A 21,616-nucleotide genomic window follows, 5' to 3' on the forward strand; every position below is an offset into this window, starting at 1 on the left:
GAAGGACTCCCCCCATGCGCAGGACACGACGCCTTGTCGCCGCAGCCGCGGCGGTTCCCCTCCTCCTCGGCTGGATGGCCGGCTCCGCCATGGCCGACGACATCTTCAACAGCCTCGACGCAAGCATCGACGCGACGGCCGAGACCATGGCCTTGAACGTCGGTCGCGTCAACGGAACCACCGCCTTGTACGTCAAGCCAGCCAATGGTGACGGGAAGAACGGGTGCAACCTATCGGGTAGCACCACACTCAGCCTGGACGTGACCTCCTCCGACGCTGCAGTGGCCACGGTGTTGCCCGGCTCCGTAACGTTCACCAATTGCGACGATTCCAAGACGCTGACCGTGACGCCGATCGCCGCGGGAACCGCCACGATCTCCGTCCGCCAGGTCTCCAACTCGACGGGCGGAACGTTCAACCTGGCACCCGCCACGTTCACGGTTCAGGTCGCCCCGCCCGCCAACACGGCACCGCAGATCGTCATCGAGGGCGTCACCGGCGGCGCCAGCTACGCCAAGGGTGCCGTCCCGGCCGCCACCTGCATGGTCACCGACGCCGAGGACGGTGTGACGACGTTCGCCGCCACCGTGAGCGACGTCAGCGGGCCGCACTCGGCCGACGGCATCGGCGAGCAGACTGCCAGCTGCTCTTACACCGACGCGGGCGGGCTCAAGGTGGTCGCCTCCGAGACCTACGGCATCGTCGACCCGAGCGCGCCAGTGATCACCGCCGTGCTCAGCCCCGCCGAGCCGGACGGCAACGAGGGCTGGTACACCGGTGACGTCTCGGTCACCTGGCAGGTCGACGAGCCGGAGTCTCCCAGCTCGCTCGAGCTGACCGGGTGCGAGCCCCAAGAGATCACCTCGGACCAAGCGGCCACCGACTACACCTGCGCGGCCACGAGCGCGGGCGGGAAGGCAGAACTCCAGACGGTCTCCATCAAGCGCGACGCCACCGGCCCGGTCATCACTCTCAGTGACGTCTCCGGAACGCAGGGGCAGAACGGCTGGTACACCTCGGACGTGACGGGAACATTCACCGCCACTGACGCCCTCTCCGGCCCGGCAACCACCAGCCAGGCGGCCACGACGAGCGGCGAGGGCGAGGTCGTGCTCACCAGCCCTGCCTTCTCCGACGTCGCCGGCAACACCACACCGCTGGGGGCGGTGACGCAGACCTACAACGTCGACAAGACCGCCCCGGCGACACCGACCTTCATCGGCGGCCCGACCGGCGACTACTACTACGGCACCGGCCCGGATGCTCCCACCTGCACCGCCACCGACGAGGTGTCCGGCCTGGCCTCCTGCGACATCAGCGGCGGCGGGACGTCCGTGGGCACGCACACCTACACCGCGACGGCCAAGGACAACGCCGGTCACACCTCCACCGCGACGCTCACCTACGACGTCCTGGCGTGGAACCTGAAGGGCTTCACCTCGCCGGTCAACATGGGCGGCGTCTGGAACACCGTCAAGGGCGGCAGCACCGTGCCGCTGAAGTTCGAGGTGTTCGCCGCTACGGAGCTGACGTCCACGTCGGTCGTCAAGAGCTTCACCCAGAAGACTGTCGGCTGCCCCGGCAGCAGCGCGACGGTCGACGAGATCGAGCTGGTGACGACCGGCGGGACGAGCCTGCGCTACGACGCCACCGCCGGCCAGTTCGTGCAGAACTGGCAGACCCCGAAGAAGCCGGGCACGTGCTACGTGGTCACCATGACCACCCAGGACGGCTCCGCGATCACCGCCAACTTCCAGCTGAAGTAACGGACAGCCGAGCGACGGCCAGCGAGGAGGTCCCCGCCGGTACTCCGGCGGGGATCTCCTTGTGCACTGCGAAACTCCGCCGGGCAGCACATGGGTCGGGGGAGTCGGCCGACCGTCGGCCGCACACCCGAGCGGACCGTTATTCGCCGCGCAGCACCCTGAGCGCGCTGTCCCGATCGGTCACCCGCAGCTTCCGCAGCACGGCGGACACATGGACCCGCACCGTCGTCGGCGAGAGGAACAGCCTGGCGGCCACCTCCTCCGTCGACAACCCCTCGCCGAGCAGCTGCATGACCTCCCACTCACGGGCGCTGAGCCTGCCGGCTGCGGGGGAGTCGCGCCAGAACCGGCGCTTGGCCGGCGCACGGAACTCGTCGAGGATGCGCGCGACGAGCCGCGGCGGCATGGCGGCCTCTCCGGCCAGCACGCCGCGGAGGGCGTCGGCGAGCGTGTGCGGGTCGGCGTCCTTCAGCAGATAGCCGGCCGCACCGGCACGGAGGGAGTCGAAGAGGTCTCCGTCCGCGGTGGAATGCGTCAGCATCACGACGGCGGTCTCCGGCGCGGTCTGGCCGATAGCCTGCGCCGCCCGGATGCCGCTGCCCGGCATCTGGATGTCGAGAAGGGCGACGTCCGGCCGGTGCTCCGTCACCAGGGCGACGGCCCCGTCCGCCGAGGCCGCCTCCCCGACCACGGTGCAGCCGCCGCCCTCGAGGGCCCGGCGCACCGATGCCCGTGTCGGCGCATGGTCGTCGGCGACGACGACGTCGAGCCGGCCTTCACTCACCATCTCACCGACACCTCCGTGCCCCTGCCGCGGCCGGACTCGATCATCAGGGTCCCGGGCAGAGCCAGCGCCCGGTCGTGCATGCTCGTCAGGCCGTATCCGCGGGCCTCCCGTCGGGCCGCCTCGACGTCGAACCCGAGCCCGTCGTCACGAACCGCCAGCCGCCGGCCCCGTTCGCCGCGTGCCACCGTCAGCACGACCTGCTGGGCCCGGCCGTGCCGCAGCGCGTTGGACACCGCCTCCCGGGTGATCCGGACGAGGGCGTGGCGCTGCTCGGCGTCGGCGGTGACGGAGAGGTCCAGCTCGGCCTCGAGACGGCCGCCGTGCCGTTCGGACACCTGTCGCGCAGCCCGCTGCAGCATCGCGGCCAACGGCTCGTCGACGCCGTGGCCCAGGGCGTCGATCGCCGCGCGCGCCTCGTCGAGCGCCCGGTCTGTGGAAGCGACGATCCGGTCGGCGGTGCGGGGGTCGCGGAGCCCCCCGCGCGCCTCGGCCCGGATGTACCCGAGCTCCTGGACGACCCCGTCGTGCAGCTCACGCGCGAGCCGCCGGCGGTCCTCGAGCACCGCCGCCCGGGCCTGGGACGCCCAGTACTCCCGGATCTCCCGGCCGGCACCGACCAGGAGCAGCAGGTAGCAGCCCGTCCGGAGCAGGTCACCGGTGTAGAGCCAGTCGCTGTAGAGAGAGGGGAAGAGCAAGTAGTTGACGCGGGCGCAGGCACCGAGGGCGAGGGCGGGGCCGACCCATCTGAGCAGCTCGTCATGCCGGCGAGACGCCTGGACGGCGAACGCGACGGACGCGACACCGAAGCACAGGGCCGTGAGCGCGTGCGAGACGAGCATCAGCGCGTGACCGGTGATGACCGGCCGTTGTGCCGACGGTGGAGGGCTCGCGGCCAGGGCGGGGGGCAGCAGGTCGCGGTTCGGAGCGAGCAGCGCGAAGGCGGCGATCAGCAGGAGCCACGGCATCGCGCGCCCCCAGACGGCGATCCTGGAGCCGGCCGTGCGGTCGCCGGTGAGGGCGGAGGCCAGGATGAACAGCGCCCCCAGCAGCCGCAGGCTCAGCGGCAGCCAGACGCCGAGGGTGTCCGGTCGCGCGGCCGGCAAGGCGTCGAGCAGGAGCGTCAGCCCCAGCCCGGCGAGGGCGAGGAGCAACATGCCCTGTGCGAGCAGGAGGTCCTGCAGCCTGTCCGTGCGGACGAAACGCCCGTGCAGCAGGTACGCCAGCAGGAGGGCGACGCAGCCGTCGACCGTGTCCAGCACAAGATGCAGGGAGGGGCTGTGGAAGCCGAACACGAGGTACGGCGTGCCCAGGATGAAGGCGGTGACGACGAGGCCAACGCCCCAGCCGCCCGCCGTCATGGCACCGCTGGGCAGCGCCTGGAAGACATGCCCTCGGCGGCGTCGGGCGGTCCCCGGTGACCCCATGCCCCGGAGTGTAGGTGGGCCGAGGGGTCCGTATCCGGCGGTTGGCGACGGCGGTCGGCGCGAACCCTTCTCGCCCGGATCGGCACGCGGTTCGGACAGGTCCGGGGCCAAGTTGGGCACGTGGATGCGCCGTCGTCAGCAGGGCGACGACGACGGCGCCCGTCACCTGGGTAGCCTGCGACTATGACCACCCAGCCCGCCGCCTCCGCCGACACCTCCGCCGTGCGCCCCGAGGACGAGGTGGTGCGCCTGTGCCGCGACCTCATCCGCATCGACACGTCCAACTACGGGGACGGCTCCGGCCCGGGGGAGCGGGCCGCCGCCGAGCTGGTCATGGAGCTGCTCACCGAGGTCGGCTGGGACCCCGAGCTCATCGAGTCCGCCCCCGGGCGGGCCAGCGTGATCCTGCGCATCCCGGGCACCGACCCCACCCGGCCGGCCCTCGTGCTGCACGGCCACACCGACGTCGTCCCCGCCGCCGCGGACGACTGGTCCGTCGACCCCTTCGGCGCCGAGGAGCGCGACGGCATGATCTGGGGCCGCGGCGCCGTCGACATGAAGGACATGGACGCCATGATGCTGGCGGTGGTGCGGGACATGGGCCGCACCGGCTGGCGGCCGCCGCGCGACGTCGTCGTCGCGTTCACCGCGGACGAGGAGGCCGGCTCCGTCATGGGCGCCCACTGGCTCGTCACCCACCGGCCCGACGTGTTCGAGGGCGCCACCGAGGCCGTCAGCGAGGTGGGCGGTTACTCGGTCGAGATCGACGGCCGCCGCGTCTACCTGCTCCAGACGGCGGAGAAGGGGCTGGCCTGGCTGCGCCTGCTCGCCGACGGCACCGCCGGGCACGGCTCGCAGGTCAACCGCGACAACGCCGTCACCCGCCTGGCGGGCGCCGTGCACCGCATCGGCGAGCACGCCTGGCCGCTCCACCTCACGGGCACCGTGCGCCAGCTGCTCTCCGGCGTCGCCGACCTCACCGGCACCACCTTCGACCCGGAGGACCCCGAGGGCATCGACCGCCTCGTCGAGAAGCTGGGCCCGGCGCGGAAGTTCGTCGGCGCCACCCTGCGCACCGGCGCCAACCCCACGCAGCTGGGCGCCGGGTACAAGGCCAACGTCATCCCCGGCTCCGCGACGGCCGCCGTCGACGTGCGGTTCCTGCCGGGAGAGGAGCAGCAGGTCATGGACACCCTCGCGCGCCTCGCCGGCCCCGGCGTCCGGTTCGAGGACATCCACCGCGACACCGCGCTCGAGGTGCCGTTCGAGGGCGACCTGGTCGACGCGATGATCGGCGCCATCGACGCCGAGGACCCCGGCGCCACGGTCCTGCCGTACATGCTCTCCGGCGGCACCGACAACAAGGCGCTGTCCCGGCTGGGGATCACCGGCTACGGGTTCGCGCCGCTGCGCCTGCCCGCCGACCTCGACTTCGCCGGCATGTTCCACGGCGTCGACGAGCGGGTGCCCACGGACGCGCTGCGCTTCGGCTGCCGAGTGCTGGAGCGGATGCTGCGCACCTGCTGAGCGGGGCGAGCCCGCCCCGAGCTCAGAGCGTGCTGTCCACCCGCATCGCCCGGCGGCGCAGCCACACCTTGCGCATGCCGCCGATGTACAGGCGCGTCCGGGCGAGCTCCCAGCGGCCGTACTCGGCCTCGTCGGTCAGGAGCTTGCGCACGTCGCCGCGGCTGATCGTTCGCGGCAGCGTGACGGTCCGGTACTCGTAGTAGGCGGCGCTCGCACCGGCTCGGCGCTTCGCGACGGCGGTCTCGTGGTTCTTACCGGGCATCCCGTTATGCTCCCTCGCCTCGTCCGTCAAACACAAAATCCGGCGTATCGCCGCAGGTCAGAACCGGCGGTGTGCCACCTCCACGGGACCGCTAGGCTCATGCCATGGCTAACGACCCGCGGGCTGCGCTCGACCGACTCATCGCTGCGTTCGAAGCACACTACGACGCCGTCTCGGCGGCGCGGGACAGCGACGCACCGGCGGTCGTGGCGGCTGCGAACACGCTCATGGATGCATTCGACACCTACGACGACGCGCTGTTCACCGGTTTCGGGGTCGATACTCCGTTCGACATCTACACCGACGACGATGACGAGGACGACGACGAGGACGACGACCTCGAGTACGAGGACGAGGACGACGAGGAGTACGAGGAGGCCTGAGACCCTCGCCGAGGCCGGTCGGGCACCCTCGGGTACGAGGTCCCCAGCAGGCCGGTGTGCATCGCCGTCACCCGGCCGTCGGGACCGCGGCCGAAGGCGACCGGTACCACGCCCGGCCCGATGTCCGTCAGGTCGACGTGGAAGAGATCCGGGTCCTCGGCGTCGGGCAGGAGCGGCAGGCCCCGGCGTACGGCCGGGATCGGCCGGCGGCCGCGGGTGATGAGCCGGCCGCGCCGGACCAGGACGTCGATCGCGGACCCGAGCACCATCCGCGGCTGCGGGTCCAGCAGCGGCCCCGGACCGAGCGTGTACCGGCCGCACAGGTCGCCCCACGTGGCGGGGCGCTGGGGAACGTCGGCGCGCACCCGCTCCTCGGGGACACCGAGGATCAGGCGGAGCAGCGCCTCCGCCGTCGGGGTCGGCGCTCCGCGCGGGTCGAACGCGCTCGTGTTGCCGAGCGCGACCACGCCCACGCCGTCGTCCGGGGCCAGCAGGAGATCGGCGAGGAAGCCCTTCCAGATGCCGTCGTGCCCCGCGGTGCGGTGGCCGCCGACGTCGCCGGGGTAGAAGCCCAGGCCGACGCCCGGCACGCGCGGGTCGGGCCGGTGGTGGGGCTGGAACATGAGGGCGAGGGTCTCCGGGCGGAGGATCCGGCCGTGCTCGTTCGCGCCGCCGCCCAGCAGAGCGACCGCGTAGCGGGCCATGTCGCGCGCGGTCGAGTACAGCCCGCCTCCGCCCGCGGTGACCACCTCGAGATCCTCGACCGCCCGCAGGCCGTCGGAGCGAACCTCGTAGCCGGTCGCCAGGCGGGGCAGCAGCCGGTCGGTCCGGACGAGGTCGGAGTCCTCCATGCCCAGCGGGCCGAGGACGTGCTCGCGCAGGTAGGCCGCGAACGGCACGCCGGTGACGTCGGCGACGATCTGGCCGAGCGCGGTGAACCCGTGGTTCGTGTAGGCCCACTTCGTGCCGGGCTCGACGTCGATGCGCAGCCCGCCGCGGTAGTACTCGGCCGGCGACGGCGCGCGGCCCACCGGGGCGCCCCAGCCGAGCGCCGGGCGCAGCAGGTCGGCGGGGCCGCGGACGGCGCGGACCCCGGCGGTGTGGGTGAGCAGGTGCCTCAGCGTCGCCGGCCTAAGGGCCGGGCGGGCGGGCACCAGCGGGAAGGCGCGGAGGTACCTGGCCGCGGGGGCGTCGAGGTCGACGAGCCCGCGCTCCCACAGCTGCATCACCGCCACCGCGGTGAGCGTCTTGGTCACCGACCCGACCCGGAACACCGTGTCCTCGTCGACCGGGGCGCGAGCGGCGACGTCGGCGTACCCGTGGTTGTGGGTCCACACGAGCTCGCCGTCCCGGACGACGGTGATGGCCATCCCGGCGGTTGGCCAGCGACCGAGAGCCGTGCTGACCGCGGCGATCAGCTCACGGGTGTCGGATCGTTCCATCGCTGCCTCGTTCCTTGCGCCGACCGAAGGGCCGGTGGGCTGTCAGCGGCATGCCGTCGAGGTGGAGGGTCGCCGTGCCCGTCGGGGAGGCGGGGGAGAACACGACCCGCAGGCTCCCGACCCCCTCGGGAAGCTCGACGCGGAACGCGTAGGGGTCGGCGTCGTCGTCGGGATGAAGGACGAAGCCGCGGTACAGCGCCGGGACCGGCGACAGCGACCGCAGCACGAGCCGCCCGCGGCGCACGCGCACCTCGAAGCCGGCGCCGACGACGCCCCGCACGCGCACGTCCGTGAGGGTCACCGGGCCCGGCAGGGCGTACCGCCCGCACAGCTCGGACCAGACCTCCGGACGCTGGGGCACGTCGGTGCGGACGGTCGGCTCGGGCACCCCCAGGAGCGCGTCGAGCAGGGCGCCGGTCTCGGCGGCGAGCCATGTGGCGCCGCCGCGGGTGCCGTTGGTGAGGGCCACCAGACCCACGCCGTCGTCCGGGGCGGCGAAGATCTGCGCGAAGTAGGGCGGGATGACGCCCTGATGCTCGACCACCCGGTGCCCGCCGGCGTCCGCCCGCCAGAACGCGAGACCGAGCCCCGGCAGGCGGGGGTCGGGCCGGTACTGCGGGGCGAACATCTCCGCGAGGGAGTCCGGGCGCAGGACCGAGCCGTGCTCGTTGCCGCCGCCGTCGAGGAGGGCGACGACGTAACGCGCCATGTCCCGGACGGTGGAGAAGGCCGCGCCGGCCCCGGCCGGCACGTAGTCGAACTCCGGCACCTCGCGCGGGCCGTGGCGGCCGAGCCGGTACCCGGTGGCGAGTCGCGACCGGTCCACCTCCGAGCGCAGCATCGTCGTGTCCGTCATGCCGAGCGGGTCGAACACCCGCTCGCGCAGGTACCGGTCCAGGGGCGTCCCGCTCACGTCCGCGACCAGCTGCCCGAGCGTCGCCGGCCCGTGGTCGGTGTACCGGAACCGGGTGCCCGGCTCGGCGGCGAGGCGCAGGGCGCCGCGGTAGTACTCGGCGAGGGTGGGGAGCGGCTGCCCGGCCGGGACCGTCTCACCGAAGTTCGGCCGCAGGAGGCCCGAGCGCGGGACCTGCTCGCTGATCCCGCCCGTGTGGGTGAGCAGGTGGCGCACCGTGGCGGGCCGGTGGGCAGCGTCGGCGGGGTCGAGCCGGTACGCGCGCAGGTAGTCGTTCACGGGGGCGTCGAGCTCGACCAGCCCCTGCTCGCGCAGCTGCATGACGGCGACGGCCGTGAACGTCTTGGTGATCGAGCCGGCCCGGAACACGGTGTCCGCCGTGACCGGCCGGCCCGAGGGGATGTCGGCGACCCCGTGGGCGCTGAACGACTCGAGCCCGCCGGCGCGCACCACCCCCAGCGCGAATCCCACCGCAGGTCTGCGGTGAAGGATCTCGCCCACCCGCGTGCGAACGGCGGTCTCCTCGGTGGTGGGCAAGGTTCCTCCTCGGTCCAGCCCCCGACCTCCATGGTGCGCCCCGCGGTCGCGGCCACGGAAGGGCCCCTGGTCCCTCGGGCGCAGGGGGACGGACTGGCGCGCGCACCCGCCGGCCTGGAGGAGGAGCTGGTCAGAACCGCTCGGGGTAACCGATCTCCGGCGCGGTGACCTCGTCCAGCACCGACCGGATCGGGTCTGGCAGCTCCAGGTCCGCCGCGCCCAGCACCCCGCGCAGCTGCCCCACCGTCCGCGCCCCGGCGACGGCGCAGCTCACCCCGGGGGCGTCGCGCACCCAGGCCAGGGCCACCTCGAGGGCCGTGCGCCCCAGCCCGGCGGCCGCCGTCGTCACCGCCTCCACCACGCCGTGGGCGCGGTCGTTGAGGTACGGCTCGACGAACCCGCGCAGGTGGGGCGACGCCGCCCGCGAGCTTGCGGGGACCGTCGCGCGGTACTTGCCGGTGAGCACCCCGCGCCCGAGCGGTGACCACGCCAGCACCCCGGCGCCCAGCGCGTCCGCCGCGGGCAGGAGCTCGCGCTCGACGCCGCGCTGCAGCAGCGAGTACTCGACCTCCACCGCGGCCAGCCCTGGCCCGGAGGGCGGCGCGAGCAGCGTGGCGGCCTGCGCCGTCGTCCACGCGGGGTAGTTCGACAGGCCCACGTACCGGGTGCGGCCCGTGACGACGGCGTGCTCGAGCGTGCCGAGCGTCTCCTCGAGGGGGGTGGCGGGGTCGGGCGTCTGCACGAGCCACAGGTCCAGGTGGTCGGTGCCGAGCCGGTCGAGGGAGTCGTCCAGGGTGTCCAGGAGCGAGCCGCGGGAGGCGTCGACGACGCCACCGCCGTCGGGCGTGCGGCGGGAGCGCACCCCGGCCTTGGAGACCAGGACGACGTCCTGGCGGTCCACGGACTCCCCGAGCAGCCGTCCGATGAGCGCCTCGGAGGCGCCGTCGCCGTAGGTCGCGGCGGTGTCGAGCAGGTTCCCCCCGGCCTCGAGGAAGACCTCGAGCTGCTCGGCGGCATCGTGCTCGTCGGTGTCCCGGCCCCACGTCATGGTGCCCAGCCCGATGCTGGAGACCGTCAGGCCCGTCCGGCCGACCCTGCGCTGCTGCATGGAGTCACCGTAGTGGGCGTGCGTCGTCCGTTCGCGTTGCCTCCAGGGGCACGGCGCAGGGGCAACGGGTCCGGCCTCGGTCGTACGTGAGCCTGCGCACGCTCCGCCTGTCGGGGGATGGCCCGGCCAGGTCGGTGGCCTATCGTTGCCGACCGTGACTTGGTGGGAAGCAATCGTCCTGGGCCTCGTGCAGGGCCTGACAGAGTTCCTCCCGATCTCCTCGAGTGCGCACCTGAGGATCGTCGGCGAGCTGCTCCCGAGCGGTGCCGACCCCGGCGCCGCCTTCACCGCCATCACCCAGATCGGCACCGAGACCGCCGTGGTGATCTACTTCCGCAAGGACATCTGGCGGATCATCAAGGCCTGGTTCGGGGCCCTGCCGGTCGGGCCGTGGAAGAACACGGTGCCCCGCAGCGACCCCGACGCCCGCATGGGCTGGTTTGTCATCCTCGGCTCGATCCCCATCGGCCTGCTCGGCCTCCTCTTCGAGGACGCCATCGACGACACCCTGCGCCACCTGTACATCACCGCCGCGATGCTGGCGATCTTCGGCCTCCTGCTGGGCTGGGCGGACCGCGTCGGCCGGCGCACCAAGACGCTGGACCACATGAGCCTCAAGGACGCCGTGATCTTCGGCCTGGCCCAGGCGCTCGCCCTCGTCCCGGGCGTCTCCCGGTCCGGCGGCACGATCACCGCCGGCCTGCTGCTGGGCTACACCCGCGAGGCGGCCGCCCGGTACGCGTTCCTCCTCGCCATCCCCGCCGTGATGATCTCCGGCTTCTACAAGCTGTTCTCTGACGTCATCTTCGGCGAGCCGGCCCCCGGCACCGCGCAGGTGCCCGGCGCGCTGATCGCGCTGGCGACCGTGGTCGCGTTCTTCGTCGGGTACGCCGTCATCGTGTGGTTCCTGCGCTACGTCTCGACCAACAGCTACACCCCGTTCGTGGTCTACCGGCTGGTGCTCGCGGTCCTGGTCGTGGCGCTCGTGATCGCCGGTGTCATCGACGCCGTGCCCGCCGGGTCGCCCTCGGCCGGCTGACGATTTCCGACGGCGGAGCCTCGGCTGCGTCGTCGGGAAATCTCCCGCGGCATCACCGGGCGCGTGGACGGCCGATCTGCCGGACGCTCGCCGCCGGTTAGCATCACCTGGTGCATTCCTGGTCCGCGCCCGACATCCCCTCCCTGCCCGGTCAGGGCCTCACCGTGCACCTGCACGACACCGCCGCCGGGGCGCTGACCCCCACGCGCGGCGCCGAGGAGCCCGCCACCCTCTACGTCTGCGGCATCACCCCGTACGACGCCACGCACCTGGGCCACGCCAACACCTACGTCGGCTTCGACCTGCTCCTGCGCGCCTGGCGCGACGCGGGCCGCCGGGTGACCTACGTGCAGAACGTCACCGACGTCGACGACCCGCTGCTCGAGCGCGCCGACGAGACCGACGTCCACTGGCGCGAGCTCGCCCAGTCCCAGACGGACCTGTTCCGCTCGGACATGGAGACCCTGCGGGTCGTGCCTCCGGACCACTACGTCGGCGTCGTGGAGGCCATGGACCTCGTCGTGGCCGCCGTCGAGCGCATGCTCGCCGACGGCACGGCCTACCGCGTGCCGGTACCCGAGGGGGCCGGCGGGGACGACCCGGAGCTCGGCGACGTCTACGCCGACCTCAGCGCCGACCCGCTCTTCGGCACGGGCGCGGGTCTCGATCCCGACGAGATGGTGAAGGTCTTCGCCGAGAACGGTGGCGACCCGGACCGGCCCGGCAAGCGCCACGCGCTGGACCCGCTGCTGTGGCGGCGCACCCGCCACGGCGAGCCCGACTGGGACGGGCGCAGCCTCGGCCGCGGCCGGGCGGGCTGGCACATCGAGTGCTCGTGCATCGCCGGGAAGTTCCTCGGCCAGCTCATCGAGGTGCAGGGCGGCGGGCGCGACCTCGTCTTCCCGCACCACGAGATGAGCGAGTCGCACCTGCGGGTGCTGCGCAACGTCCCCGCCCCGGTGATGGTGCACAGCCACGGCGGCATGGTGGCCTACGACGGCGAGAAGATGAGCAAGTCGCTCGGCAACCTCGTGCTGGTCTCCCGCCTCGTCGACGGCGGGGCCGACCCCATGGCCGTCCGGCTCGCCCTTCTCGGCCACCACTACCGGTCTGACTGGGAGTACACCGACGCGGACCTCGGCGCGGCGGCCGAGCGGCTGGCGACCTGGCGCCGCGCGACCTCCGCGACGGCGGGCCCCGCGGCCGAGCCGGTGCTCGAGCAGGTCCGCGAGGCCCTCGCCCGGGATCTCGACGCGCCGGCCGCGCTGGCCGCCGTCGACGCCTGGGCCGCCCGCGCGCTCGCGCACGACGCCGAGCAGGTCGACGGCGCACCGGAGCTGGTCCGGCGCACCGTCGACGCGCTGCTCGGCGTGGCGCTGTAGGTCCTACGGGCTTCAGGCCTTCTGCACGGTGATCGACCAGCTGGCGTCGCCGCGGCGGTCGAACTCGGTGACCGGGTAGCCGTTCTCCGCCGCCCAGCGCGGGATGGAGTCGGTGGCCTGCGTGCAGTCGAAGTTGATGACGAGCTCGTCGCCCACCTCCAGGGCGGCGATGGCCTCCTTCGCCTCGACGAGCGGGAACGGGCAGACCTGGCCGTCGGTCTCGAGCACGGTCTTGATGGGCATGGTGGTCCTTCTCTCTGTGGTGGGCGTGGTGGGAGTCAGACGCCGGCGGTCGCCGGGACGGTGGATCGAGCGGCCGTGCGGGGGCCGCGCAGGACGAAGATCTTGGTGGCGATCCCCGTGCCCAGGAGCATGAAGGCGAACGAGAGCCAGCCCTGGTAGGAGAACTGGGCGGTCGCCACCATGGCGTTGCCGATGGTGCAGCCGCCGGCGAGCGCCGCGCCGACGCCCATGCCGACACCGCCGACGATCGAGCGGACGGTGGTGGTGGCGTCGGGGACGCGGACGCGGAACTCGCCGGAGCCCTTGGCGGCGATGAAGGAGCCGAGCAGGATGCCGGCCACGAGCAGCACGCCCCAGTCGACGAGCTCGGCGTCGCCGGTGACGAGGAAGGTCACCGCGTTGGCGGAGGGCGTGGTGATGCCGAGCCCGGCCTCACGGCCGGTGGCCGTGCTGAGCGGCCACGCGAGGATCGCGATGATCCCGATGACGACCGCCGTCGAGAACGCGCCCCAGGGCTTCTCGAAGAGCAGGTGCGCCAGCCCGGTGCGGCGCGGCGGCAGCGTGGCCACCTTCAGGGTGCGCACGGACAGGTGTCGGTGGACGAGGTACAGCACGCCGGCGCCGAGGGCGGCGACGAGGAACCAGGAGCTGACGCCCAGGGTCTCGTGGATCGTGGTGGCCGGCACGGTGATGCCGCGGGCCCAGGCGGTGAAGTCGCCCAGGACGCCGTTCTTCATCACGCCGGCCGAGAGCGCGTAGAAGATCAGCGCGAACCAGGAACCGACGAGGCCCTCGCCGGAGCGGTAGTAGGTGCCGGTGGCGCAGCCGCCGGCGAGCACGATGGCGAAGCCGAAGATCAGCGCGCCGACCACGGTGGCGGGCAGCGCGAGCGGCTGGTCGGCGGGGCCGATGACGCCCATGCCCTGCATGGCGGCGATCCCGACCGCCTGGATGGCGATGACGATGAGGAACGCGGTGAGCCACCGCGTGCTGCGCGCGACGAACACGTCGCGGAAGGCGCCGGTGACGCAGAAGCGTCCGCGCTGCATGGCGAAGCCGAGCGCTGCGCCGAGGAGAAGCCCGGTGAGGAGCATGGAAGGTCCTGTCTGCCTGGGCACGCCGGGTTGTCGAGGCGTGCGTGGTCCGCGCGCCGCGGGCGCGCCGGAGGGGAGGTGCGGAACGGGAGGGGCGCCCCGGAGGGGCGGTGCAGCGGCCGGTCAGGGCCGCGGGATCAGGCCCGACACGTTGCGGAGGAGATCCGCATCAGGTCGACGTGACGGCGGGAGCGCAGCATGAGCGCCGCGGCGCACAGGTGGTGCACCAGAGTCTCCTCTCGTCGTCCGTGGGCTGGATCCTGCACGGCCGCCGTGCGGCGGACGCGCGGCGGCGACGTTACGGACGACCGGGGGAGCGGTCGAGACCCGATTCCGTGATTGCCGCCGTCGTCCCGGCTTTCGGACACGACGCTGAGCGGGTCTCGCGATCCGGACAGGGGTTGCGCCGTGCCGGTGCGGCCGGGTCGACCTGGAGCCCCCGGAGGATCTCCGGGAGTCCTGCGCGGATGCGAGCACGGGTCCCGGGGCGGAAGGGGAGGGGCTGGATAGCCTGGGGCCCTGGTTCACGACGGGGAGGCTGCTGTGTCTGACATCCGGTGGGGCGTGCTCGGTGCGGCGCGGATCGCGCGAAAGCAGGTGATCCCGGCGATCCGTCGCGCCGGGGCGGGCGAGGTGGTCGCCGTCGCCTCGGCCAGCGGCAACGCCGAGCGCTACGCCGCGGAGGTGGGCATCCCGCGGGCGTACGCCGGCTACGACGAGCTGCTCGCCGACCCGGGGGTCGACGCGGTCTACATCGCCCTGCCCAACGCCCATCACATGCGGTGGATCCTCGCCGCGGCCCGGGCCGGCAAGCACGTCCTGTGCGAGAAGCCGATCGTGCTCGGCACCGCGGAGCTCGAGGAGGTCACGGCCGCCTGCGCGGACGCCGGCGTGCAGCTGGCCGAGGCCTTCATGTACCGCCACCACCCCCAGCTGCGGCGCCTGCGCGAGCTGCTGGACGCCGGGGCGATCGGCGACCTCGTGACGGTCGAGTCGTCCTTCCACTTCACGCTGCCGCGGTCCGAGCCGCCCGACATCCGTCTGCGCCGCGACCTCGGGGGCGGGGCCCTGCGGGACATCGGCTGCTACCCGGTGGACCTGCTCGGCTGGCTCACCGGCGCCGAGCCCGACGACCTCGGCGTCGTCGCCCACCGCGACACGCCCGACGGAGCCGACACGAGGACGGCCGTCGCCGCCCGGTACGGCGCCGTCACCGCCACCCTGCACTGCTCCTTCGACGCGCCGTTCCGCGCCGAGGCCCGGCTCATCGGCACCACCGGCACCATCGAGCTCCCCGACGTCTTCCGCGCCGACCAGCGCGGCGGCACCGCCCGGATCCGCGTCGAGCGGGACGGCGACGTCTCCGTCGTCGAGGTGGAGGGCGACCAGTACGGCGAGCAGGTGGCCGCCTTCGCCCGGCGCGTCGCGGACGGCGTCGAGGACGCCGCGGGTACGGCGCTCACCGCCCGCACGGCGGCGACGCTGGAACGCATCGCCGCGGCCGCGGGACAGACGGCCTCCTCGGTGCTGTAGCTCCGCGGGTCTGCCCGGGTCTGCCCGAGTCGCGGTCGACTCGGTGGGGCCGATGCGTGCCAGGGGGGCGGATCTCGGTGGGCCGAGGCCGCCGGGGGCTGGAGCCCGGTGGGCGCGGCCCGCCGGCGCTCAGAGCCCGGTGGGGCCCGGCCCGCCCTTGTCGCCCCGGCTGTCCCGACGGCGCAGGTACCGCTCGAACTCCCGCGCGATCGCCTCGCCGGAGGCCTCGGGCAGGTCGGCGGTGTCCTTGACCTCCTCGAGCTGCTGGATGTACTCCGCGACGTCGGGGTCCTGGCCGGCGAGCTCGTCGACCCCCGCCTGCCACGCCCGGGCGTCCTCAGGCAGGTCGCCCACCGGCAGCGGCTCGCCGACGAGCTCCTCCAGGCGCAGCAGGATGGCCAGGGTCGCCTTCGGTGAGGGCGGCTGGGCGACGTAGTGCGGCACCGCCGCCCACACGCTGAGGGTGTGCAGGTTCTGCTCGGCGGCGAAGTGGGTGAGCACGCCGACGATGCCGGAGGGGCCCTCGTACTCCGAACCCTCGACGCCCAGCAGCGCCTGGACCTGGGGGTCGTTGGAGCTGGTCTGCACCGGGATGGGCCGGGAGTGCGGCACGTCGGCGAGCAGGGCGCCGACGCCGACGACCGTGCCCACGCCGAGCCCGCGGGCGACCTCGAGGATCTCCTCGCAGTAGTCGCGCCAGTGGAACGAGGGCTCGACGCCCTGGACCAGCACCACCCGGCGTCCCGAGATCGGCGCCCGCGCCACCGACACGGTGGTCGAGGGCCAGGTCAGCTCACGCGTGCCGTCCGGCCCCATCCCCACGTGCGGGCGGTTGACCTGGAAGTCGTGGTAGTCCTGCGCGTCGAGCTCGTGGACCACCTGCGCGTCCCACGCCTCGGCGACGATGTCCAGCGCCTGCGTCGCGGCACCGCCGGCATCGTTCCAGCCCTCGAACGAGGCGAGCAGGATGGCGGGCGGGAGCTCCTTGCCCGCGGCCTTCCCCTCGGGAGCCTCGTCCGGCCGGTTCTCGCCGGCGGGCCCCTGCTTGCTCGGATCCGTGCTGGTCATGCAGCAACCCTAGGCGTCGTTATGGTGCTCGGGTGAGCATGAGGCAGCTACCGGACGCCGTGTTGTGGGACATGGACGGCACGTTGGTCGACACCGAGCCCTACTGGATGGCGGCGGAGACCGCGGTCGTGTCCCGGCACGGCGGCACGTGGACGCAGGAGCAGGGGTTGCAGCTGGTCGGCAACGACCTGATCACCTCCGCCCGGATCATCCAGGAGCAGACCGGCATCGGCGGCGCGCCGGAGGACCTCGTCGAGGAGATCCTCGCCGGGGTGGTGGCCCGGGTGCGGGAGAACGGGGCGCCGTGGCGACCCGGGGCGCTCGAGCTGCTGGGCGAGCTCCGCGCGGCGGGCGTGCCGTGCGCCCTGGTGACGATGTCCTACGAGAGCTTCGCCGGCGCGGTCGTCGAGGCCGCCCCGGCCGGCACGTTCCAGGCGGTCGTGACGGGTGACCAGGTGAGCCGCGGCAAGCCGCATCCCGAGGCGTACCTGACGGCCGCCGAGCGGCTCGGCGTGGACGTCACCCGCTGCGTCGCTATCGAGGACTCCACCGTGGGCGTCACCGCGGCGCTGGCGTCGGGGGCCCGGACCATCGCGGTGCCGCTCATGGTCGAGGTGGCCGCGCAGGACAGGCTGAGCCGGCTGCGCTCGCTCGAGGGCGCGGACCTGGACCTGCTGGCGCGGATCCTCGACGGCGAGGTCGTGGACGAGCTGGCGACGGCGGCACGCGCGAGGCGCTGACGAAGGCATCGCGCTTCACCGGTCGAGGGTCCTGACGGCCTCGAACCGGTACCAAAGGTGGATGTTTCGGCCGCGCGAATGGGTGAAACTCCTGCGCATGACTGATGGCATCCGTCGTCCGGGAGGGCGTCGATGAGCGGCGAGCTGCTCGCGCCGCTGGTGGTCCTGGCGCTGATCGACAGCACCAGCTTCGGCACCCTCCTGATCCCGCTGTGGCTCATGCTGACGCCCGGGAGGCTCAGGCCGGGCCGGATCTTGGGCTTCCTGGCCACCGTGGCCGCCTTCTACCTCGTCGTGGGCGTCGCCCTTCTGGGCGGCGCGCTCGCCTTCCTCGACCAGCTCGGCGAGGGCCTCGACAGCCCCGGCGCCCGGGTGGTGCAGCTCGTGGTCGGCGTGGTGCTGCTCGTGCTCGGGCTGACCGTGGAGCCGCTGACGAAGGCCGGCAAGGCCAGGAGGGCGGCCCGGCGGGCGGCGCGGCGGGCGGAGCAGGGGCCGGGCCGGGTCGAGCGATGGCGCGCGCGTGCGGGATCGGGGGAAGGCTCGGTCCGCGGTCTCGTCGGTCTCGCCCTGACCGCCACCACGGTGGAGCTCGGCTCGATGCTGCCGTACCTCGGGGCGATCGGTCTGCTGTCCACGTCCGGGGCGTCCGTGGGCGAGGGGGCGGTCGTCCTGGCGGGCTACTGCCTCGTCATGATCGCGCCGGCGCTGGTGCTGCTGGTCCTCCGCGTCGTGCTGCACGAGCGGGTCTCGCCCGCCCTGGCCAGGCTGGAGGCCTGGCTGTCCAGGAACTCGCGCGAGGCGCTGGCCTGGGTGCTGTTCCTCCTCGGTCTCTACCTCACCGGCGGGGCCGTGCAGGCCCTGGGGATCGGCTGAGGCCAGCCGTCACGCGCCCTGGACGGTGAGCAGGTGCTCCACGCCCTCCGGGGGCAGCGGCGGCACCTCGCCGCCGAAGGCCGGGCACAGCGACTGGAACGAGCACCACGAGCACAGCTTGGACGTCCGGTAGGTGAAGTCCCGGGCGCGGGCGGCGCCCGCGATCGACTCCCACAGGCCCTCGAGGTCCCGCTCCAGCGCGACGAGCTCCTCCTCGACCGGGTCGTGCGTCAGGGTGCGGCCGTCGCCGAGGTAGACGAGCTGGAGCCGCGCGGGCACCCGGCCGTGCAGCTTCCACAGCATGAGGGCGTAGAAGCGCATCTGGAACAGCGCCTCGTCCTGGAACCGCGGGTTCGGCGAGCGGCCCGTCTTGTAGTCGACCACCCGGACCATGCCGTTCGGCGCGACGTCCACCCGGTCCACGTACCCGCGCAGCAGGATCCCCGAGGCGAGCTCCGTCTCCACGAGCATCTCGCGCTCGGCCGGCTCGAGCCGGGTCGGGTTCTCCATCCGGAAGTACTGGGTCAGCAGGCTGCGCGCCTCCGCCAGCCAGGCGCCGAGATCCTCCGGGCCGGCGAACATGCCCAGCACGTCGGGCCGCGACGCCTGAAGCTCCTGCCACTGCGGGTCCAGGAGCTCCTGGGCCGCCTGCTCGGTGCGCCCCGCCGCCGGCAGGTCGAAGAGGTGCTCGAGGACGGCGTGGACCAGCGAGCCCTTGACCGCGGCCTGGCTGGGCGGCTCGGGCAGCCGGTCGACCGCGCGGTAGCGGAAGAGCAGCGGGCACTGGCGGAAGTCCTTCGCCCGCGAGGGTGAGATCGCCGCACGACGACGGGCCGGCGTGGCCGCCTCCTCCGGCGTCGCGGCGTCGGGGGTGGGGGCGTCCGGGCTGGGGGCGTCGGGCGTCAGGACGTCCGGGGAGGCCCCGGGGAGAACGGCACCGGCGGGGGAGACCCGGTCGGGGACGACGGCGGTGGCCTCCCGGAGGGCCGGCTCCAACGTCGTCCCGGCGTCCCGGTCCGTCAGTCCGGGCACCGGCGCGGCCTGGTGCTGCGTCGTCGTCTGCGTCATGCCGGCCACGTTAACCCCGGGCACCGACACCGCCGGTGAAGGCACCGCCGGCTGTGGACGGCGTGGCGCGGCCGAGGACTGCGTCCCGCATAGGCTGGGGAGATGACCCCTTCCAGCACGCCCGTCGGCAGACGCACGCGCTCGGGCTGGGTGATCGGCCGGGTGAGCGGCATCCCCGTGGTGCTGGCGCCCTCCTGGGTGCTCGTCGCCGCGATCCTGGTGACGCTGTACTTCCCGCTCGTGCGCCGGCTCGTCCCGACGCTGGGCACGGGCACCGTGGTGCTGACGACCCTGGCGTTCGTGGTCATGCTGTTCGTCTCGGTGCTGGTCCACGAGCTCGCCCACGGCCTGACGGGGCAACGCCTCGGCGCCCGCCCGCGCGAGTACGTGCTGACCTTCTGGGGCGGGCACACCTCCTTCGAGACCGAGCTGCCCGGACCGGGCTCCTCCGCCGTCGTCTCCGCCGCCGGGCCGCTCGCCAACGCCGCGCTCGCCCTCGCCGCGTGGGGCGCGCAGGTGGCGCTCGAGCCCAGCGGGCCGGGCGCGGTGATCCTGTGGGGCGCGATGGTCTCCAACGCGCTCGTCGCCGGGTTCAACCTCCTGCCCGGCCTCCCGCTCGACGGCGGGCAGATCCTCGAGGCCCTCGTCTGGGCCGTGACGGGCGACCGTTCGCGCGGGACCGTCGTGGCCGCGTGGGCGGGGCGCGTCGTCGTCGTCGCCGTGCTGTTCTGGTACCTCGGCCGGCCGCTCCTCGAGGGACGGCAGCCGGACCTCGGCACCGGCATCTGGATCCTGCTGCTCGGCATGTTCCTGTGGTCCGGGACGGGCCAGGCGCTGCGCAGCGTCGAGGTCCGCCGCGCCGCCGCCAGCCTCGACCTGCGCGAGCTCGCCGTGCCGACCCTCGTCCTCGAGGACACCGCCACCGTCGCCCAGCTCGACGCAGGCCTCGGCGGGCGCTCGGCCGCCGTCGTCCTGGTCCGGGCCGGCCGGCCGGTCGCCCTCCTGGACCCCGACGCCGTGCTCCAGGTGCCCTACGAGGCCCGGGCCACGACGCGGGTGGGCGCCGTCGCCCGCACCCTCGCGCCCCAGCAGGTGATCACCGCCACGACGGGCGCCCCCGCCCTCGCCGCGGTGAGCGCGGCGCAGCACCACGGGCCCGTCGTCGTCCTGCACGACGGCGCCACGGTCCTCGGTGTGGTCGAGGTCGCCGCGGTGGCGCGGGCCGTGCGCGCGCCCCGACCGTAGACTCGCCCGTCGTGACCAGCGAGCCCGACACCCAGCCGACCACCGTCCCGGACGCCATCGCGGCCGAGCCACCCTCCACGCACGGCGCCGAGGCCGCGGACCTGCCCGGCGGCCCAGCGCGGCGCCGGGGCCCGCTGCGCGCCGGCGAACGCGTCCAGCTGACCGACACCAAGGGCCGCCTCCACACGATCCTGCTCACCGTCGACGGGTACTTCCAGTCCCAGCGCGGCTCTTTCCGCCACACCGAGCTCATCGGCAAGCCCGAGGGCACGGTCCTGACCACCGCCACCGGGCACCAGCTGCTCGCGCTGCGGCCGCTGCTCAGCGACTTCGTGCTGTCCATGCCGCGCGGCGCCGCCGTCGTCTACCCCAAGGACGCCGCCCAGATCGTCCAGATGGGCGACATCTTCCCCGGCGCCACCGTGGTCGAGGCCGGCGTCGGCTCCGGGGCGCTGTCGATGAGCCTGCTCTCCGCGGTCGGCGAGCGGGGCCACCTGATCTCGGTCGAGCGGCGCGAGGACTTCGCCGACATCGCCATCGGCAACGTCGAGTCGTGGTTCGGCGGCCCGCACCCCGCCTGGGAGGTGCGCACCGGCGACCTCGCCGACGTCCTGCCCGACGCCGTCGAGCCCGGCTCGGTGGACCGCATGGTGCTGGACATGCTGGCGCCCTGGGAGAACCTCGGCGTCGCCGCGGACGCCCTGGCGCCGGGCGGGGTCCTCACCGCGTACGTCGCCACCACCACGCAGCTGAGCCGGTTCGCCGAGGACGTCCGCGCCACCGAGGCGTTCACCGAGCCGCAGGCGTGGGAGACCATGGTGCGCACCTGGCACCTCGAGGGGCTGTCGGTTCGGCCGGACCACCGGATGATCGGGCACACCGGGTTCCTCGTCACCACCCGGCGGCTCGCGCCGGGAAACACCCCGCAGCAGCGTACGCGCCGCCCCGCGAAGGGCGCCTACCCCACCGAGAGCGACTGGACGCCGGAGGACGTGGGGGAGCGGGCGATCTCGGAGAAGAAGATCCGCCGCGTGCGCCGGGACATCCACCGCCGCGCGGAGATCGAGCAGACCGGGATGGCGTCCCGGCCCGGGCCGCGGCCCGACGAGGAGCGGGCCGTGAGCCAGGACGCGAGCGAGCTGCTCAGCCACCCCGAGGACTGACCTGCCACGGCCCGACGGC

The 21,616-nt window shown here is 73.7% G+C and carries 20 protein-coding genes; 10 read left to right on the plus strand and 10 right to left on the minus strand.

The window, feature by feature from the left end:
• The first annotated feature begins 14 nt into the window (after positions 1 to 14).
• The gene (locus ABD774_RS04000; RefSeq protein WP_345037930.1) at positions 15 to 1,766 is read left to right on the plus strand and encodes a PxKF domain-containing protein; all 1,752 of its coding nucleotides are present in this window, start codon (positions 15 to 17) and stop codon (positions 1,764 to 1,766) included.
• A gap of 139 nt (positions 1,767 to 1,905) precedes the next feature.
• On the opposite strand, the gene ABD774_RS04005 is transcribed toward ABD774_RS04000, so the two are convergent.
• Both ABD774_RS04005 and ABD774_RS04010 read right to left on the minus strand, forming a co-directional pair.
• The gene (locus ABD774_RS04005; protein ID WP_345037932.1) at positions 1,906 to 2,553 is read right to left on the minus strand and encodes a response regulator; all 648 of its coding nucleotides are present in this window, start codon (positions 2,551 to 2,553) and stop codon (positions 1,906 to 1,908) included.
• On the minus strand, positions 2,547 to 3,977 hold the full coding sequence (locus ABD774_RS04010; RefSeq protein ID WP_345037935.1) for a sensor histidine kinase: 1,431 nt from the start codon (positions 3,975 to 3,977) through the stop codon (positions 2,547 to 2,549). Before ABD774_RS04010 ends, ABD774_RS04005 begins: the two co-directional genes overlap by 7 nt.
• A 183-nt stretch (positions 3,978 to 4,160) precedes the next feature.
• Between ABD774_RS04010 and ABD774_RS04015 the strand changes: the two genes are divergently transcribed.
• A complete protein-coding gene (locus ABD774_RS04015) occupies positions 4,161 to 5,504 on the plus strand; it encodes a M20/M25/M40 family metallo-hydrolase (protein ID WP_345037937.1) in 1,344 nt (447 codons plus the stop codon).
• A gap of 22 nt (positions 5,505 to 5,526) precedes the next feature.
• Here the strand turns inward: ABD774_RS04015 and ABD774_RS04020 are convergent, their stop codons facing one another.
• Positions 5,527 to 5,766 (minus strand): DUF5703 family protein, encoded by a 240-nt coding sequence (locus tag ABD774_RS04020; protein ID WP_345037938.1) that lies wholly within the window; start codon positions 5,764 to 5,766, stop codon positions 5,527 to 5,529.
• Between the two features lie 104 nt (positions 5,767 to 5,870).
• On the opposite strand from ABD774_RS04020, the gene ABD774_RS04025 reads away from it, so the two are divergent.
• Positions 5,871 to 6,149, plus strand: coding sequence for a DNA primase (locus tag ABD774_RS04025; protein WP_345037939.1), 279 nt, complete (start codon positions 5,871 to 5,873; stop codon positions 6,147 to 6,149).
• On the opposite strand, the gene ABD774_RS04030 is transcribed toward ABD774_RS04025, so the two are convergent.
• The 3 genes from ABD774_RS04030 to ABD774_RS04040 form a co-directional block, all read right to left on the minus strand.
• The gene (locus ABD774_RS04030) at positions 6,062 to 7,591 is read right to left on the minus strand and encodes a serine hydrolase domain-containing protein (protein WP_345037941.1); all 1,530 of its coding nucleotides are present in this window, start codon (positions 7,589 to 7,591) and stop codon (positions 6,062 to 6,064) included. The genes ABD774_RS04025 and ABD774_RS04030 overlap by 88 nt on opposite strands.
• Positions 7,569 to 9,041, minus strand: a complete 1,473-nt coding sequence (locus ABD774_RS04035; protein WP_345037943.1) for a serine hydrolase domain-containing protein — start codon at positions 9,039 to 9,041, stop codon at positions 7,569 to 7,571. Before ABD774_RS04035 ends, ABD774_RS04030 begins: the two co-directional genes overlap by 23 nt.
• A 130-nt stretch (positions 9,042 to 9,171) precedes the next feature.
• Positions 9,172 to 10,149: an aldo/keto reductase gene (locus ABD774_RS04040; RefSeq protein ID WP_345037945.1), complete on the minus strand. Its 978-nt coding sequence runs from the start codon at positions 10,147 to 10,149 to the stop codon at positions 9,172 to 9,174.
• Positions 10,150 to 10,303: 154 nt separating this feature from the next.
• Between ABD774_RS04040 and ABD774_RS04045 the strand changes: the two genes are divergently transcribed.
• Positions 10,304 to 11,188, plus strand: coding sequence for an undecaprenyl-diphosphate phosphatase (locus ABD774_RS04045; protein ID WP_345037947.1), 885 nt, complete (start codon positions 10,304 to 10,306; stop codon positions 11,186 to 11,188).
• Positions 11,189 to 11,298: 110 nt separating this feature from the next.
• Positions 11,299 to 12,570 carry a cysteine--1-D-myo-inosityl 2-amino-2-deoxy-alpha-D-glucopyranoside ligase gene (gene mshC, locus ABD774_RS04050; RefSeq protein WP_345037950.1) on the plus strand — a complete coding sequence of 424 codons (1,272 nt, stop codon included), beginning with the start codon at positions 11,299 to 11,301 and terminating at the stop codon, positions 12,568 to 12,570.
• Positions 12,571 to 12,582: 12 nt separating this feature from the next.
• Here the strand turns inward: mshC and ABD774_RS04055 are convergent, their stop codons facing one another.
• Together ABD774_RS04055 and ABD774_RS04060 are read right to left on the minus strand one after the other, a co-directional pair.
• Entirely contained in the window at positions 12,583 to 12,807 is a 225-nt protein-coding gene (locus tag ABD774_RS04055; protein WP_486327267.1) for a sulfurtransferase TusA family protein, read from the minus strand.
• Positions 12,808 to 12,848: 41 nt separating this feature from the next.
• On the minus strand, positions 12,849 to 13,907 hold the full coding sequence (locus ABD774_RS04060) for a YeeE/YedE family protein (protein ID WP_345037953.1): 1,059 nt from the start codon (positions 13,905 to 13,907) through the stop codon (positions 12,849 to 12,851).
• A 543-nt stretch (positions 13,908 to 14,450) separates the two neighbouring features.
• Here ABD774_RS04060 and ABD774_RS04065 point away from each other — a divergent pair.
• A complete protein-coding gene (locus tag ABD774_RS04065; protein ID WP_345037955.1) occupies positions 14,451 to 15,440 on the plus strand; it encodes a Gfo/Idh/MocA family protein in 990 nt (329 codons plus the stop codon).
• Positions 15,441 to 15,569: 129 nt separating this feature from the next.
• Here the strand turns inward: ABD774_RS04065 and ABD774_RS04070 are convergent, their stop codons facing one another.
• The gene (locus ABD774_RS04070; protein WP_345037957.1) at positions 15,570 to 16,508 is read right to left on the minus strand and encodes a PAC2 family protein; all 939 of its coding nucleotides are present in this window, start codon (positions 16,506 to 16,508) and stop codon (positions 15,570 to 15,572) included.
• Between the two features lie 38 nt (positions 16,509 to 16,546).
• Here ABD774_RS04070 and ABD774_RS04075 point away from each other — a divergent pair, with 38 nt between their 5' ends.
• Together ABD774_RS04075 and ABD774_RS04080 are read left to right on the plus strand one after the other, a co-directional pair.
• Positions 16,547 to 17,248: an HAD family hydrolase gene (locus tag ABD774_RS04075; protein WP_345038264.1), complete on the plus strand. Its 702-nt coding sequence runs from the start codon at positions 16,547 to 16,549 to the stop codon at positions 17,246 to 17,248.
• A gap of 132 nt (positions 17,249 to 17,380) precedes the next feature.
• Entirely contained in the window at positions 17,381 to 18,121 is a 741-nt protein-coding gene (locus ABD774_RS04080) for a GAP family protein (protein ID WP_345037959.1), read from the plus strand.
• A 9-nt stretch (positions 18,122 to 18,130) separates the two neighbouring features.
• On the opposite strand, the gene ABD774_RS04085 is transcribed toward ABD774_RS04080, so the two are convergent.
• A complete protein-coding gene (locus tag ABD774_RS04085) occupies positions 18,131 to 19,189 on the minus strand; it encodes a RecB family exonuclease (protein ID WP_345037961.1) in 1,059 nt (352 codons plus the stop codon).
• Between the two features lie 102 nt (positions 19,190 to 19,291).
• Between ABD774_RS04085 and ABD774_RS04090 the strand changes: the two genes are divergently transcribed.
• Entirely contained in the window at positions 19,292 to 20,434 is a 1,143-nt protein-coding gene (locus tag ABD774_RS04090; RefSeq protein WP_345037964.1) for a site-2 protease family protein, read from the plus strand.
• A gap of 56 nt (positions 20,435 to 20,490) precedes the next feature.
• Positions 20,491 to 21,597 carry a tRNA (adenine-N1)-methyltransferase gene (locus ABD774_RS04095; protein ID WP_486327268.1) on the plus strand — a complete coding sequence of 369 codons (1,107 nt, stop codon included), beginning with the start codon at positions 20,491 to 20,493 and terminating at the stop codon, positions 21,595 to 21,597.
• Positions 21,598 to 21,616: the final 19 nt, after the last annotated feature.

Origin of the sequence: Georgenia daeguensis, from assembly GCF_039537705.1 — a bacterium.
GTDB classification, from domain to species: Bacteria; Actinomycetota; Actinomycetes; order Actinomycetales; family Actinomycetaceae; genus Georgenia; species Georgenia daeguensis.

Excerpts from the sequence above, each read along its gene's own strand:
- ABD774_RS04000 (WP_345037930.1), top strand. The coding sequence starts at position 15 with ATGCGCAGGACACGACGCCTTGTCGCCGCAGCCGCGGCGGTTCCCCTC.
- ABD774_RS04005 (WP_345037932.1), bottom strand. The coding sequence starts at position 2,553 with ATGGTGAGTGAAGGCCGGCTCGACGTCGTCGTCGCCGACGACCATGCG.
- ABD774_RS04010 (WP_345037935.1), bottom strand. The coding sequence starts at position 3,977 with ATGGGGTCACCGGGGACCGCCCGACGCCGCCGAGGGCATGTCTTCCAG.
- ABD774_RS04015 (WP_345037937.1), top strand. The coding sequence starts at position 4,161 with ATGACCACCCAGCCCGCCGCCTCCGCCGACACCTCCGCCGTGCGCCCC.
- ABD774_RS04020 (WP_345037938.1), bottom strand. The coding sequence starts at position 5,766 with ATGCCCGGTAAGAACCACGAGACCGCCGTCGCGAAGCGCCGAGCCGGT.
- ABD774_RS04025 (WP_345037939.1), top strand. The coding sequence starts at position 5,871 with ATGGCTAACGACCCGCGGGCTGCGCTCGACCGACTCATCGCTGCGTTC.
- ABD774_RS04030 (WP_345037941.1), bottom strand. The coding sequence starts at position 7,591 with ATGGAACGATCCGACACCCGTGAGCTGATCGCCGCGGTCAGCACGGCT.
- ABD774_RS04040 (WP_345037945.1), bottom strand. The coding sequence starts at position 10,149 with ATGCAGCAGCGCAGGGTCGGCCGGACGGGCCTGACGGTCTCCAGCATC.
- ABD774_RS04060 (WP_345037953.1), bottom strand. The coding sequence starts at position 13,907 with ATGCTCCTCACCGGGCTTCTCCTCGGCGCAGCGCTCGGCTTCGCCATG.
- ABD774_RS04070 (WP_345037957.1), bottom strand. The coding sequence starts at position 16,508 with ATGACCAGCACGGATCCGAGCAAGCAGGGGCCCGCCGGCGAGAACCGG.
- ABD774_RS04075 (WP_345038264.1), top strand. The coding sequence starts at position 16,547 with ATGAGGCAGCTACCGGACGCCGTGTTGTGGGACATGGACGGCACGTTG.
- ABD774_RS04080 (WP_345037959.1), top strand. The coding sequence starts at position 17,381 with ATGAGCGGCGAGCTGCTCGCGCCGCTGGTGGTCCTGGCGCTGATCGAC.
- ABD774_RS04085 (WP_345037961.1), bottom strand. The coding sequence starts at position 19,189 with ATGACGCAGACGACGACGCAGCACCAGGCCGCGCCGGTGCCCGGACTG.
- ABD774_RS04090 (WP_345037964.1), top strand. The coding sequence starts at position 19,292 with ATGACCCCTTCCAGCACGCCCGTCGGCAGACGCACGCGCTCGGGCTGG.